The 12,295-nt window shown below is 70.9% G+C and carries 12 protein-coding genes and 1 tRNA gene; 10 read left to right on the forward strand and 3 right to left on the reverse strand.

The annotated features are described in order from the left end of the window. Positions 1–50 precede the first annotated feature (50 nt). The gene (locus ACSBPG_RS08475) at positions 51–1,037 is read right to left on the reverse strand and encodes a complex I NDUFA9 subunit family protein (RefSeq protein WP_435536702.1); all 987 of its coding nucleotides are present in this window, start codon (positions 1,035–1,037) and stop codon (positions 51–53) included. A 245-nt stretch (positions 1,038–1,282) separates the two neighbouring features. Between ACSBPG_RS08475 and ACSBPG_RS08480 the strand changes: the two genes are divergently transcribed. From ACSBPG_RS08480 to ACSBPG_RS08525, 10 genes are all read left to right on the forward strand, one after another. Beyond that, a tRNA-Leu gene (locus ACSBPG_RS08480) sits at positions 1,283–1,369 on the forward strand. Positions 1,370–1,483: 114 nt separating this feature from the next. Next, positions 1,484–2,110: a ribonuclease D gene (locus ACSBPG_RS08485; protein WP_435536703.1), complete on the forward strand. Its 627-nt coding sequence runs from the start codon at positions 1,484–1,486 to the stop codon at positions 2,108–2,110. 138 nt (positions 2,111–2,248) lie between these two features. Continuing rightward, a complete protein-coding gene (locus ACSBPG_RS08490; RefSeq protein WP_435536794.1) occupies positions 2,249–3,268 on the forward strand; it encodes a KpsF/GutQ family sugar-phosphate isomerase in 1,020 nt (339 codons plus the stop codon). 25 nt (positions 3,269–3,293) lie between these two features. Next, positions 3,294–3,950, forward strand: coding sequence for an LPS export ABC transporter periplasmic protein LptC (gene lptC, locus ACSBPG_RS08495; RefSeq protein WP_435536704.1), 657 nt, complete (start codon positions 3,294–3,296; stop codon positions 3,948–3,950). Further along, positions 3,947–4,825: an LptA/OstA family protein gene (locus tag ACSBPG_RS08500; RefSeq protein ID WP_435536705.1), complete on the forward strand. Its 879-nt coding sequence runs from the start codon at positions 3,947–3,949 to the stop codon at positions 4,823–4,825. The genes lptC and ACSBPG_RS08500 overlap by 4 nt, the downstream gene beginning before the upstream one ends. A 20-nt stretch (positions 4,826–4,845) precedes the next feature. After that, complete coding sequence (gene lptB, locus ACSBPG_RS08505; protein WP_435536795.1) at positions 4,846–5,643, forward strand: LPS export ABC transporter ATP-binding protein; 798 nt, start codon at positions 4,846–4,848, stop codon at positions 5,641–5,643. Positions 5,644–5,659: 16 nt separating this feature from the next. Beyond that, on the forward strand, positions 5,660–7,216 hold the full coding sequence (gene rpoN / locus ACSBPG_RS08510; protein WP_435536706.1) for an RNA polymerase factor sigma-54: 1,557 nt from the start codon (positions 5,660–5,662) through the stop codon (positions 7,214–7,216). A 121-nt stretch (positions 7,217–7,337) separates the two neighbouring features. After that, positions 7,338–7,940: a ribosome hibernation-promoting factor, HPF/YfiA family gene (hpf, locus tag ACSBPG_RS08515; RefSeq protein WP_435536707.1), complete on the forward strand. Its 603-nt coding sequence runs from the start codon at positions 7,338–7,340 to the stop codon at positions 7,938–7,940. A gap of 37 nt (positions 7,941–7,977) precedes the next feature. Next, entirely contained in the window at positions 7,978–8,436 is a 459-nt protein-coding gene (gene ptsN / locus ACSBPG_RS08520) for a PTS IIA-like nitrogen regulatory protein PtsN (RefSeq protein ID WP_435536708.1), read from the forward strand. A 69-nt stretch (positions 8,437–8,505) separates the two neighbouring features. Further along, complete coding sequence (locus ACSBPG_RS08525; protein WP_435536709.1) at positions 8,506–9,066, forward strand: Uma2 family endonuclease; 561 nt, start codon at positions 8,506–8,508, stop codon at positions 9,064–9,066. Between the two features lie 119 nt (positions 9,067–9,185). Here the strand turns inward: ACSBPG_RS08525 and ACSBPG_RS08530 are convergent, their stop codons facing one another. Then, a complete protein-coding gene (locus ACSBPG_RS08530; protein WP_435536710.1) occupies positions 9,186–11,393 on the reverse strand; it encodes an esterase-like activity of phytase family protein in 2,208 nt (735 codons plus the stop codon). 97 nt (positions 11,394–11,490) lie between these two features. Next, positions 11,491–12,234: a bifunctional 2-polyprenyl-6-hydroxyphenol methylase/3-demethylubiquinol 3-O-methyltransferase UbiG gene (gene ubiG / locus ACSBPG_RS08535; protein ID WP_435536711.1), complete on the reverse strand. Its 744-nt coding sequence runs from the start codon at positions 12,232–12,234 to the stop codon at positions 11,491–11,493. Between the last annotated feature and the right edge of the window lie 61 nt (positions 12,235–12,295).

Consider the following 12,295-nt stretch of genomic DNA (forward strand, 5'->3'; position numbering starts at 1 on the left):
CTGCGATCTTCAAATCTTCCGATCTTCTATTTTGATAATCCGAACCGACGTCACTCCGGGTACTGCTGGCGCAGCGCGGTCGGGCCGGAGCCGCCGGTGCGGCCGCCGACGATGAAGCGGAACAGGTAGGTCGGCAGGATCACCTCCAGCGCGGTCGGCGTGACGCCGAGGTCCGTCAGGCCCGGCGTGCCGGGGCCGGCGACGTTGTCGCGCTTCAGCATCTCCACTTGGTCGCGGGTCAGCAGGGGATCGAGCAGCGGCACCTTCTCCAGCAGGCCGCCGACCGTCTCCGAGAGCCCCCAGGGCAGCGCCACCAGCCAGCGCTTGCGGCGGATCTCCACCAGCATCCGCTCCATGAGCTGGCGGAAGGTGTAGGTGCCGGGGCCGGCCAGCTCGTAGGTCCGGCCGCGCGCGGCGTCGCTGTGGAGCGCGTTGGTGATCGCCTCGGCGACGTCGCCGACGTAGACCGGCTGGAAGCGCGTCTGGCCGCCGCCGATCAGCGGCAGCACCGGCGAGACCTGCGCCATCGCCGCGAAGCGGTTGAAGAAGTGGTCCTCGGGGCCGAAGATGATCGAGGGGCGCAGGATCGTCGCCTCGGGGAAGGCGTCGAGCACCGCCTGCTCGCCGGCCGCCTTGGAACGGGCGTAGCCGGCCGCCGCCCGGGCGTCGGCGCCGATGGCCGAGACGTGCACCAGCCGCTCGACGCCCGCCGCCTTGGCGACGCGGGCGATGCGGGCGGGGCCGTCGACGTGGGCGGTCTGGAAGGTCCAGGGGGCGCGGTCGTACAGGGTGCCGATCAGGTTGACCGCCATGTCGGCGCCCTTCAGCGCCAGCGCCACCGACTCGTCCTTGCGGATGTCGCAGGCGATCGGGACGATCTGCCCCACCGCCCCGGCGGTCTTCAGGAAGTTGGCCCGGCTCGGGCTGCGCACGGCGATGCGGACGACGGCGCCGGTGCGCGCGAGGCGGCGGATCAGATGACGGCCGACGAACCCCGACCCGCCGAACACCGTGATCACCTTGTAACGAAACGACATCGACCTTCTCCCGTGCCGATCTGAACGCGGAATCCCGAACGCCCGCACGCGAGCGCGCCGGCGCCGACGGCGGGCCGTCGGCCGGTGGATGCTTATAACCAATGCCGGCGGGCAGGGCCAGCCCGCGGCGGGGTGCTGCGGCGATTTCCGCAGGGCGGGAGCGCGGCCGACGGAACTTCCCCGGACCGCGAAAAAAACGCGTTGACAGCCACCCCGCCCGGCGATACATAAGCGGCCCACCGAGAGCCCAGGTGGCGGAATTGGTAGACGCGCAGGTTTCAGGTACCTGTGGCAGAAATGTCGTGGAAGTTCGAGTCTTCTCCTGGGCACCATTTCTTTTCCGGCCGCGCCGCGTGCTAGGCTCTCCCGATCGGGGAGGGGTTTGCACGGCGGCGCTTGTCGTTTCCGGGGCTTGCGGCCGGGGCCCGTGACGCGGGGAGGGCGGCGTGCCCATCGACTTGCACGAGGGCGACCTGCCCGACGGTCTCGACCTCAAGGCCGCGGCGCGCGACGGCGCCGTCGCCATCGACACCGAAACCATGGGCCTCAACCCGGCCCGCGACCGGCTGTGCCTGGTGCAGCTGTCGGCCGGCGACGGCACCGCCCACCTCGTCCAGTTCCGCCGCGGCGTCTACGACGCGCCCAACCTGAAGCGGCTGCTGACGGATCCGGACCTGGTCAAGCTGTTCCACTTCGCCCGCTTCGACCTGGCGGTGATGCAGGCCTACCTCGGCGTCGTCTGCCGCCCGGTCTACTGCACCAAGGTCGCCGCCAAGCTGGTGCGCACCTTCACCGACCGGCACGGCCTGAAGGACCTGTGCAAGGAGCTCATCGGCGTCGAGCTGTCGAAGCAGCAGCAATCCTCCGACTGGGGGGCGGCCGAGCTGACGCCGGAGCAGATGCGGTACGCGGCCTCCGACGTGCTTCACCTGCACGACCTGAAGGCGAAGCTGGACGCGCTGCTGGCGCGCGAGGAGCGGACGGAGCTGGCCGACGCCTGCTTCCGCTTCCTGCCGACCCGCGCCGCGCTCGACCTCGGCGGCTGGGACGAGCCCGACATCCTGGCCCACTGAGCCGGGAGCCCGTTTGACCGGCGCTGCGCCGGTGGGCATACTGCGGCCGGCAGACCCTGCGGCTGCGGCGGGGGCCCTCCGGTGCGGGGGCCATTGCGACACGAACGAACGGCACGGAATGCAGCCTTGACCAGTCTGATGGATTGCCGCTCCACCGGCGAGCCGGAGACCCCGCTCGCCACGCCGCGCGCGCCCGACCGCGACCGCGCCAGCGCCACCCGGGTGCTGCGCATGGAGGCCGAGGCGCTGCTGACGCTGGCGGAGAGCCTCGACGGCGCCTTCACCCGGGCGCTCGACCTGCTGGCCGGCATCGACGGCCGGGTCGTCGTCACCGGCATGGGCAAGAGCGGGCACATCGCCCGCAAGATCGCCGCGACCCTGGCGTCCACCGGCACGCCGGCGCTGTTCGTCCATCCCGGCGAGGCCAGCCACGGCGACCTCGGCATGATCGCCCGCAGCGACGCGGTGATCGCGCTGTCCAATTCCGGCGAGACGCACGAGCTGAGCGACATCGTCGCCTACACCCGGCGATTCGGCATCCCGCTGGTCGGCGTCACCCGGCGGCCGGGCTCCACGCTGGCCGAGCAGGCCGACGTCGCCCTGGTGCTGCCGTCGGCGCCCGAGGCCTGCCCGCTGGGGCTGGCGCCCACCACCTCGACCACCATGATGCTGGCGCTCGGCGACACCATCGCCATCGCGCTCTTGGAGCGGCGCGGCTTCTCGGCCGCCGACTTCCACCAGCTGCATCCCGGCGGCCAGCTTGGGCGGGCGCTCCTGACGGTCAGCGACCTCATGCACAAGGGCGACGCCGTGCCGCTGTGCACCACCGAGACGGCGCTGTCCGACGTCATCCTGGAGATGACCCAGAAGCGGCTGGGCTGCGTCGGCATCGTCGACGGCGCCGGGGCGCTGGTCGGCATCATCACCGACGGCGACCTGCGCCGCCATCTGATGCCGGAGCTGTTGTCGCAACGCGCCGGCGACATCATGTCCCTCAGTCCCAAGACCATCCGCCCCAAGGCGCTGGCCGCCGAGGCGGTGCGGGTGATGGGCGAGCGCAAGATCACCACGCTGTTCGTGCTGGATGCCGAAGGGGCCGCCGGTCGGCCCGTCGGCGTGGTGCACATCCACGACTGCCTGCGCGCCGGCGTGGCATGACAGGCAGGGTACGGGAGGCATGACCATGGCCGTGCAGCACCTTCACACCGATGCTCACCGGAACGCCGACGTCCACCGGCGCCGCACCACGCGCCCGGTGAGCCGCGTCCACAGCCGGCTGGTGGCGCTCCTGAAGGTGGTGCTGCCGGCGCTGGCGCTGATGATGCTGGCGCTGATCGCCGTCTGGCCGTCGCTGACCGAGCCGCCGCAGCCGCACATCGACGCCGACAAGGGCCATCTGGAGATGATCCGGCCGCGCTACTTCGCCGCCGACGAGCAGAACCAGCCCTTCTCGGTGGTGGCCGACCGCGCCGAGCGCTCGGAGGTGGAGCCCGACATCGTCGTGCTCGACAAGCCCGAGGCGGAGATGACCGAGCTGGGCGGCACCTGGGTGACCCTGCGGTCCGACCGCGGCTGGTACGACCAGAAGACGGGCGTCCTGAAGATGCGCGGCGACGTGCGGGTGATGCGCGACGACGGCAACGAGTTCACCACCGCCGAGGCCTACGCCGACGTGCACGCCGGCACCGCCTGGGGCGACGTGGCGGTGGCGGGGCAGGGGCCCCAGGGCGAGATCCGGGCGCAGGGGTTCCGCATGAGCGACCGCGGCAAGACGGTGGTCTTCGTCAACCAGTCCACCGCCGACGTCCAGTCGGCCGAATCCGCCGGGGGCAAGCGGTGAGGCGCGCGGCGATCCCGACCGCCGCCGTGCGGCACCGCCGGCTGGCGGCGGCGCTGCTGGCGGCGGCGCTGGCCCTGCCGGCCGGGCTGCTGCCGGCCGGCCGCGCCGTGGCGCAGCTCCTGCCCGAGGGCGCCGACGGCCTGCCGGTGGCGATCGACGCCGACACCGCCATCGAGTGGCACCAGGACCGCAAGGCCTACGTGGCGCGCGGCCACGCTTCCGCCAAGCGCGGCGACACCACCGTGTTCGCCGACGTGCTGACGGCCTATTACCGCGAGGTTCCGGGCCAGGGGAACCAGGTGTTCCAGCTCGTCGCCGACGGCCACGTGCGCATCGTCGGCTCGGACCAGCAGGTCTACGGCGACCGCGCCGTCTACGACGCCGACCGGCGCATCCTCGTGGTGACCGGCGACGATCTGCGCCTCGTCACGCCCGAACACGTGGTCACGGCGGAGGACAGCCTGGAGTACTACGAGGACCGCGACCTCGCGGTGGCGCGCGGCGACGCCATGGCCATGCACGGCACCGACCGCATGCGCGCCGACGTGCTGGTCGGCCAGCTCGCCAAGGGGGCGGACGGCTCCACCCGCATGCAGCGGATCGACGGGACGGGCAGCGTCGTCGTCACCACGCCGACCGACGTCGGCCGCTCCAACAAGATGATCTATTCCGCCGCCGACGAGGTGGCGGTCCTGCTGGGCGACGTGCGGCTCACCCGGGGCGACAACCAGCTGAACGGCGAAGCCGCGGAAATGAACATGAAGACCCGCATCAACCGCGTCATCGCCGGCAAGGACGGCGGCGGACGCGTCAAGGGGCTGCTGATCCCCGGGTCCGAGCCGACCGCCGCGGCGCCGGCCGGACCGGCGCGGTGAAGCGGACGGCACCGCCCGCCATGGCCGTCGACCTCGATCCCCGCGCCGCAGCACCCGCCGCCGGCACCGACGCCGCGCCCGAGCGCGCCGTGCCGGCCGACGGGCTGGTGGCGCTCAACCTCGGCAAGTCCTTCAAGAAGCGTCCGGTGGTGCGCGACGTGTCGCTCAGCGTGCAGCGGGGCGAGGCGGTCGGGCTGCTCGGCCCCAACGGCGCCGGCAAGACCACCTGCTTCTACATGATCACCGGGCTGATCGCCGCCGACGTCGGCGCCATCATGCTGGACGGCCAGGACATCACCAGCCTGCCGATGTACCGCCGGGCCCGCCTCGGCATCGGCTATCTGCCGCAGGAATCCTCGATCTTCCGCGGCCTGTCCGTGGAGAACAACATCCGCGCCGTGCTCGAGGTGGTGGAGCCGAACCGGGACACCCGGGAGGCGATGCTGGACGAGCTGCTGGCCGAGTTCTCGATCACCCATCTGCGCCGCGCCCCGGCGCTGGCGCTGTCGGGCGGCGAGCGGCGGCGCGTCGAGATCGCCCGCGCGCTCGCCTCGCAGCCCCACTTCATCCTGCTGGACGAGCCGCTGGCCGGCATCGACCCGATCGCCGTCAGCGACATCCGCGAGCTGGTCGGGCACCTGCGCGACCGCGGCATCGGCGTGCTGATCACCGATCACAACGTGAGAGAAACGTTGGACCTCGTCGATCGGGCATACATTTTGCACGACGGTATGGTACTAATGGAGGGCGAGCCGCAGGAGATCGTTGCGCACGAGGATGTGCGCCGGGTCTACCTCGGCGATCGATTCAGCCTCTAGACCTTACCGTTGGCTCATGGCGCTCACGCAACGTCTCGATCTCCGCCAAGCCCAGACCCTGGTGATGACGCCGCAGCTGCAGCAGGCGATCAAGCTGCTGCAGCTGTCGAACCTGGAGCTGTCCGATTTCGTGGACCGCGAGATCGAGCAGAACCCGCTGCTCGAGCGCGACGAGGGGGAGCCGGGGGCGGGCGAGCGCGGCGGCGAGGGGCCGTCGGGCGAGGGGGAGGCGGCGGACGGCGACCGCGAGGAGATGCCGCCCATGGCGGCCGACGCGCGCACCCGCGACACGGTCGATCTCACGACGACCGGCACCATGGGCTCGGCGTCCGACGCGCCGCTCGACACGGATTTCGAGAACGACTACGGCGACGACCGCTTCTCCGACGGCAGCGACGGCGGGACGGACGTCTACGGTTCATGGAACGAGCGGGGCGGCGGCGGCTTCGACGAGGAGAACCCCAACCTCGAAGCCACCCTGTCCGGCGAGAAGAGCCTGCGCGAGCACCTGACCGAGCAGCTCAACATCGATCTGCCGGACCCGGCCGACCGGCTGGTCGGGCTGGCGCTCATCGACCTGGTGGACGAGGCGGGGTACATCACCGCCGACCTCGCGGCCCTGGCCGAGCAGCTCGGCACCGAGCCGCAGCACGTCGAGCGGGTGCTCGCCCGCATGCAGCGCTTCGACCCCTCCGGAGTCTTCGCACGCTCCCTCAAGGAATGCCTGGCGATCCAGCTGCGCGAGCGGAACCGCCTGGACCCGGCGATGCAGGCGCTGCTCGACAACCTGGAGCTCCTGGCGGCGCGCAACCTGCCGGCGCTGATGAAGGTGTGCGGCGTCGACGCCGAGGACGTCGCCGACATGGTGGCGGAGATCCGCACCCTGAATCCGAAGCCGGCGCTCGCCTTCGACCACACGCCGGCCCAGCTCGTCACCCCCGACATCCTGATGCGCGCCAGCCCCGGCGGCGGCTGGCTGATCGACCTCAACCCCGACACCCTGCCGCGGGTTCTGGTCAACCAGCGCTACTTCGCCCGCGTCTCCGGCGAAGTCCGCAACAAGGCGGAGAAGGAGTATCTGAGCGAGCGCTTCCACTCCGCCAACTGGCTGGTGAAGTCGCTGCACCAGCGCGCCACCACCATCCTCAAGGTCGCCTCGGAGATCGTCCGCCAGCAGGACGCCTTCTTCATCCACGGGGTGTCGCACCTGAAGCCGCTCATCCTGCGCGACATCGCCGAGGCGATCGGCATGCACGAGAGCACGGTCAGCCGTGTCACCACCAACAAGTTCATCGCCACGCCGCGCGGGGTGTTCGAGCTGAAGTATTTCTTCACCTCCGCCATCGCCGGCGCCGACGGCCAGGCCTCCCACTCCGCGGAAGCGGTGCGCCACCGCATCAAGCAAATGATCGACGCCGAGCCGGCCAACGACGTCCTGTCGGACGATAAGATCGTCGAGATCCTCCAAAAGGAAGGAATCGACATTGCACGGCGCACGGTGGCGAAGTATCGTGAGGCGATGCGTATACCGTCGTCGGTGCAGCGTCGCCGTGCCAAGATGTCACGCATGTAGCCCTCGCGGGGCCGGCGGGTTTCGTTGACAGCCCCGGTACCCGCCACTATGGTGCCCGTCCGCGCGCGGCGGCGCCTGTCGCATCGACCTTTTTCCGGGCCAATTTCGGAAACCTTCCCAAATGCAACTTACCGTTAAAGGCAAGCAACTTGACGTTGGCGATGCCCTGCGCACGCACGTTGCCGACAGCCTGAAGTCCGTCGTCGGAAAGTACTTCACGAAGCCGATCGAGGCGAACGTCGTGTTTTCCCGCGACGCGCACCTGTTCAAGGCGGACATCCAGGTCCACGTCGGGCGCGGCATTCTCCTGCAGAGCGCCGCGGACGCCAGCGAGCCCTACCCGGCGTTCGACACCGCGTGCGACAAGATCGCCAAGCGCCTGCGCCGCTACAAGGGCCGCCTGCGCGGCCATCATGCGAATGGGGAAGCCCAAGAGGGTCTGCCGGCACGCTATCAGATCCTGGAAGCGGAGCGCGACGAGCACCATGTGGATGGCGAAGACGCCGCCCATGGGGAGGCGCACTCGCCCATCGTCGTCGCCGAGATGCAGACGTCCGTCGAGACGCTGACGGTGAGCGAGGCGGTGATGCGGATGGAACTCGCCGAGACGCCGGCGCTTCTGTTCTGCAACCGCGCCCATGGCGGCCTCAATCTGGTGTACCGCCGCGCCGACGGCAACATCGGCTGGGTCGACCCGCAGAACGCGGCGAACCCCGGGGCGTGAGCCCCGGACCCAGGTCCGACAAACGGTTGACGCTGTCATGCTCGATCTCATCACGCCGCGCGCCATCCTTCCGAACCTCAAGGCCGGCAGCAAGAAGCAGGCCCTCCAGGAGATGGCGCGCAAGGCTGCGGAGCTGACGGGCCAGCACGAGCGGGCGATCTTCGACGTCCTCCTGGAGCGCGAGCGTCTGGGCACCACCGGCGTCGGGCATGGCATCGCCATCCCCCACGGCAAGCTGCCCAGCCTCGACCGCGTCTACGGCGTCTTCGCCCGCCTCGAGCGCCCCATCGACTTCGATGCCATCGACGAACAGCCCGTCGATCTGATCTTCCTGCTGATCGCCCCGGAGCAGGCCGGGGCCGACCACCTGAAGGCGCTCGCCCGGGTGTCGCGGCTGCTGCGCGACCAGTCCATGTGCGAGAAGCTGCGCGGCTCCGAGAGCGCCGACGCCATCTACGCCCTGCTGACCCAGCAGGAAGCGAGCCACGCGGCGTGACCGGCCGCCGCCGGCGGCACCGGCCCACAGCCGGGCTCCGGCGTCATTGGACTCCGGTTTCCGACGGGGATGCGCTACAGTGATGGCATGCCCGACGCGCAGCGCAAGCCCTGGATCCCGCCGGAGGATTATCTGGCCCTCGAGCGCGCCGCCCACGTGCGGCACGAGTACGTGGACGGCGAAATCTTCGCCATGGTCGGCGCGAGCCGAAGGCACGCAACCCTGGTCGGCAACGTCTTCAGCGCGGTTCGGCCGGCCGCGAAAGAGCGGGGGTGCGAGGCCTATGTCAGCGACGTGAAGGTCAGGGTGGCCGCGGCCAACGCCTACTATTATCCCGATGTCGTCGTGACCTGCGAGACATCCGACGCTGACGAATACGTCGTTCACGCCCCGGCCGTGATCATCGAAGTGCTCTCGCCGACGACCGAGAGCGTCGACCGGCGGGAGAAGCGGGCGAACTACCAGACCCTGCCGTCCCTGCGCGAGTACCTTCTGGTGGCGCAGGACGAGCGCCGCGTCGACCTCTACCGCCGCGAGGGCGACGGCTGGTCGCGCGAGGTCGTCACGGACGGCGAGATCCAACTGGCGTCGCTGGGCCTGACGCTGGCGCTCGATACGGTCTACGAGTGACGGGGCGGCCGGCTATAGCAAGATCGCTTTCCGCCGATCCGGCCAAAAGCGATCTTGCGATGAACATTCGAATTTAGAGCGGGATCACTCCAGGTGATTCCACCTGGAGTGATCCCGCTCTATTCCGCCAGCCGCCCGAGCACGATGAACTGGGTCTCGCCGCTGGCGTCGTCGACGCCGTCGTTGTCGGTCACCAGGTAGGCGGTCCCGTCGGCGGCGACGGTCAGGCCCTCGGTCTTGTCCGGCGTCCAGCCGGCCGGGCCTTTCAGCGCCGGCAGCACATCGGCGAGAAGCGTCTTGGTGACCGTCGGCGGCTCCGTGCCGGCCGGCACGAACCCCGCCGCGGCGAGGTCGACGGCGTAGATCCGCTTGACCGCCGCGGCGGGGCCGCCCTGGTTGTCGCGCTCCAGGACGGCGAAGCGCCCGTCGGGAAGCGGCGCCAGGTCGCTGAGCCCGATCCAACCGCCGGCCGCGGATTCCACTGTGTCCAGCGGGTAACCGACGAAGCCCCAGGCCCCTTCGGCCGGGGAGTAGCGGGCGACGCGCACCCGGCCCTTGGGATCGCCCTTCCATTCGCGCTGGAGCACCGCGTAGACCCGCTCCTCGGCCCCGCCGCCGACCGCCGCCACGCCTTCGAAGCCGAAGCGGCTGGCCCCGGCGGCGACCTCCGGCGGCAGCGGGATCTCCCGCTCCACCGTGCCGTCCGCCGCCGTCTTGATCAGCAGGTTGTCCTTGCCCTTCTCGGGGTTCCCTTCGGAGACCAGCCAGAAGCCGCCGTCGTCGGCGACGGCGACGCCCTCCAGATCGTAATCGACGGTCTTGCCGTCCTTCTTCAGCACGGTGGCCGTGGTGATGCGGGCGGGCTTGGCGCCGGCGTCGATGGTGAAGATCCGCGACCGGGCGTAGGCGCTGTCGGGAACGGCGTAGAGGATGCCCGCCGCCTTGCGGTCGGCGGACAACCCGGACAGGGCGCCCCAGCCGAGCGGCGCGCCGTCGACGTCGGCGGATTCGATGGTGGGGTAGGCGGGGGCGGTGTCGCCCAGGCGGTAGAGGGTGACCGTCGAGCGCACCGCGTCCTCGGCGCTGTCCACCTCGTTGGCGACGGCCAGCAGGCCGCGGCCGGGGATCGGCAGGATGCCTTCCGGGCCGACGCCGGTGGGCAGCACCTGCACGAACTCCGGCGCCTGCCCGGCGCCGCGGTCGCGGTAGACGGCGACGATGTTGGCGCGCTCGCTGCCGACGAAGATCAGGCGGTCGTCGCCGTAGGCGGCGACGGCGACTCCCTCCGGCTCGGTGCCCTTCTTGCCCGCCCGCTTCTCCGGGTAATGGCCGACCCGGGTCGCCAGACGCTCGATCGCGTTGCCGGAGTCGAAGAGAACACCGCCCTTGGCGTCGAACACGGTGAAGCCGCGCGAGCCGCCCTCGTAGTCGCCCTCGTTGGCGGTCACCAGCCGGTCGTCGCCGAGCCAGGCGACGGCGTCGGGCTCGCGCTTCAGCCCTTTCAGGCCACCGGTGGGCAGCACCACCTTGTCGGTGGTGGCGTCGACCCCGTCGACGTCGACCGAGCCGGCGGGGAAGCCGCCGACCACCTCGGCCGTGGCGAGGTCGACCAGGGCGACGTGGTTGTTCTCCTGCAAGGTCACCGCCACCACGTCGGCGCCGTTGATGGCGACGTATTCGGGCTCGGGGTCCTCCGGCGCCACGGCGGCCAGGCCGGTCAGCGGCACGATGGCGGCGGCGTCGCAGTTGGTGGGCGCGCCGTCGGCGCCGAGCGCGAGGATCGCCAGATGGCCGGCGGGCATCTGCGGGATGGCGCCCTTGTTCACCTCCTCGTCGCGCTCGTTCTCGACGGCGACGGCGAGGAAACGCCCGTCCGGGCTGACCGCGACCGAATCCGGCTGGCCCTTGACGTCGCAGGTCGCGGTGACCGCCCTGTCGTCGACGCTCACGACGGCGACGTGGCCCGACGGCTCGGCACGGCTCCTGGAGGTGTTGACGGCGACCAGGGCGCGGCCGCCCCGCACGGCGACGCTGGTCGGCTCGCCGCCGAGATCGATCCGCCCCGCCGCCTTGGGCGCGGCCGGGTCGGCGATGTCGAGGAAGCCGAGGGACCCCAAGGGCGAGTCGGTGAACAGCAGCAGCGTGCCGTCCTTGGCGGCGGCCAGGATCTCCGCCGCCGTCTCGGTGTCCGCCGGCGTGCCGGCGGGCAGGCTCGTGTGGACGGGGAAGGTGGCGACGCGCTGGAAGGAGGCGGCCGCGGCCGGGCCCGCGGTCAGGGCGACCACCGCGACCGAGGCCGAGAGAACGCGCGCACTGCGGGAGAGCATCGGTGGTTCCTCCGGGCATCCGTGACGACCGGGCGTTTGTAGCCCCCGCAACGTGAAGGATTTTTGACGGTTCGGAGAACAGCGCGTGACGCCGCCGTCAGGCCCGTTCCGCCCAGCCCATGTAGTTGACGTCGAGGTCGCGCGGGTTGAGGCGGAACTCGTCGGTCAGCGGGTTGTAGGTGACGCCGGTCAGCTCCTTCAGGGCGAAGCCGTGGCGGCGCAGGCCGTTGGCGAGGTCCGACGGGCGCACGAACTTGCGCCAGTCGTGGGTGCCGCGGGGCAGCCAGCGCAGCACGTACTCGGCGCCGACGATGGCGAGGGCGAAGCTCTTGGGCGTGCGGTTCAGGGTGGCCAGGAACAGCACGCCGCCGGGCGCCACCAGTTCGGTGCAGGATTTGAGGAACAGCTCGACGTCGGCGACGTGCTCGATCACCTCCATCGCCACCACCACGTCGAAGCGCCGCCCCTCGGCGGCCAAGGATTCCGCCGTGGTGGCGCGGTAGGTCACCGCGGTGCCGGTCTCGGCGGCATGGGCGGCGGCGGTCTTGACGTTGCGCTCGGCGGCGTCGATGCCCAGCACGTCGGCGCCCATGCGGGCCAGCGGTTCGGCCAAGAGGCCGCCGCCGCAGCCGATGTCGACGACGCTGAGCCCGGCCAGCGCGCCGGCGGCGTGCGGCTCGCGCCCCAGGCGCCGGCACACCGTGTCGCGGATGTGGGTGAGGCGCAGCGGGTTCAGCTTGTGCAGCGGGCGGAACTTGCCGGCCGGATCCCACCATTCGGCGGCGATCGCCGAGAAACGGGCGATTTCGTCGGGGTCGACGGTGCCGGCGGTCGCGGTCATTCGTGAAATCCCGTAAACTGTTCGCATCAAAACATTGCCGGGTCTTCTTGCCTTCGTCCCG

This window comes from Azospirillum sp. ST 5-10 (genome assembly GCF_051225715.1).
GTDB lineage: Bacteria > Pseudomonadota > Alphaproteobacteria > Azospirillales > Azospirillaceae > Azospirillum.

Excerpts from the sequence above, each read along its gene's own strand:
- rpoN (WP_435536706.1), top strand. The coding sequence starts at position 5,660 with ATGGCGCTCACGCAACGTCTCGATCTCCGCCAAGCCCAGACCCTGGTG.
- ACSBPG_RS08525 (WP_435536709.1), top strand. The coding sequence starts at position 8,506 with ATGCGCTACAGTGATGGCATGCCCGACGCGCAGCGCAAGCCCTGGATC.
- lptC (WP_435536704.1), top strand. The coding sequence starts at position 3,294 with ATGGCCGTGCAGCACCTTCACACCGATGCTCACCGGAACGCCGACGTC.
- lptB (WP_435536795.1), top strand. The coding sequence starts at position 4,846 with ATGGCCGTCGACCTCGATCCCCGCGCCGCAGCACCCGCCGCCGGCACC.
- ACSBPG_RS08490 (WP_435536794.1), top strand. The coding sequence starts at position 2,249 with ATGGATTGCCGCTCCACCGGCGAGCCGGAGACCCCGCTCGCCACGCCG.
- ubiG (WP_435536711.1), bottom strand. The coding sequence starts at position 12,234 with ATGACCGCGACCGCCGGCACCGTCGACCCCGACGAAATCGCCCGTTTC.
- ACSBPG_RS08530 (WP_435536710.1), bottom strand. The coding sequence starts at position 11,393 with ATGCTCTCCCGCAGTGCGCGCGTTCTCTCGGCCTCGGTCGCGGTGGTC.
- ACSBPG_RS08475 (WP_435536702.1), bottom strand. The coding sequence starts at position 1,037 with ATGTCGTTTCGTTACAAGGTGATCACGGTGTTCGGCGGGTCGGGGTTC.
- hpf (WP_435536707.1), top strand. The coding sequence starts at position 7,338 with ATGCAACTTACCGTTAAAGGCAAGCAACTTGACGTTGGCGATGCCCTG.
- ptsN (WP_435536708.1), top strand. The coding sequence starts at position 7,978 with ATGCTCGATCTCATCACGCCGCGCGCCATCCTTCCGAACCTCAAGGCC.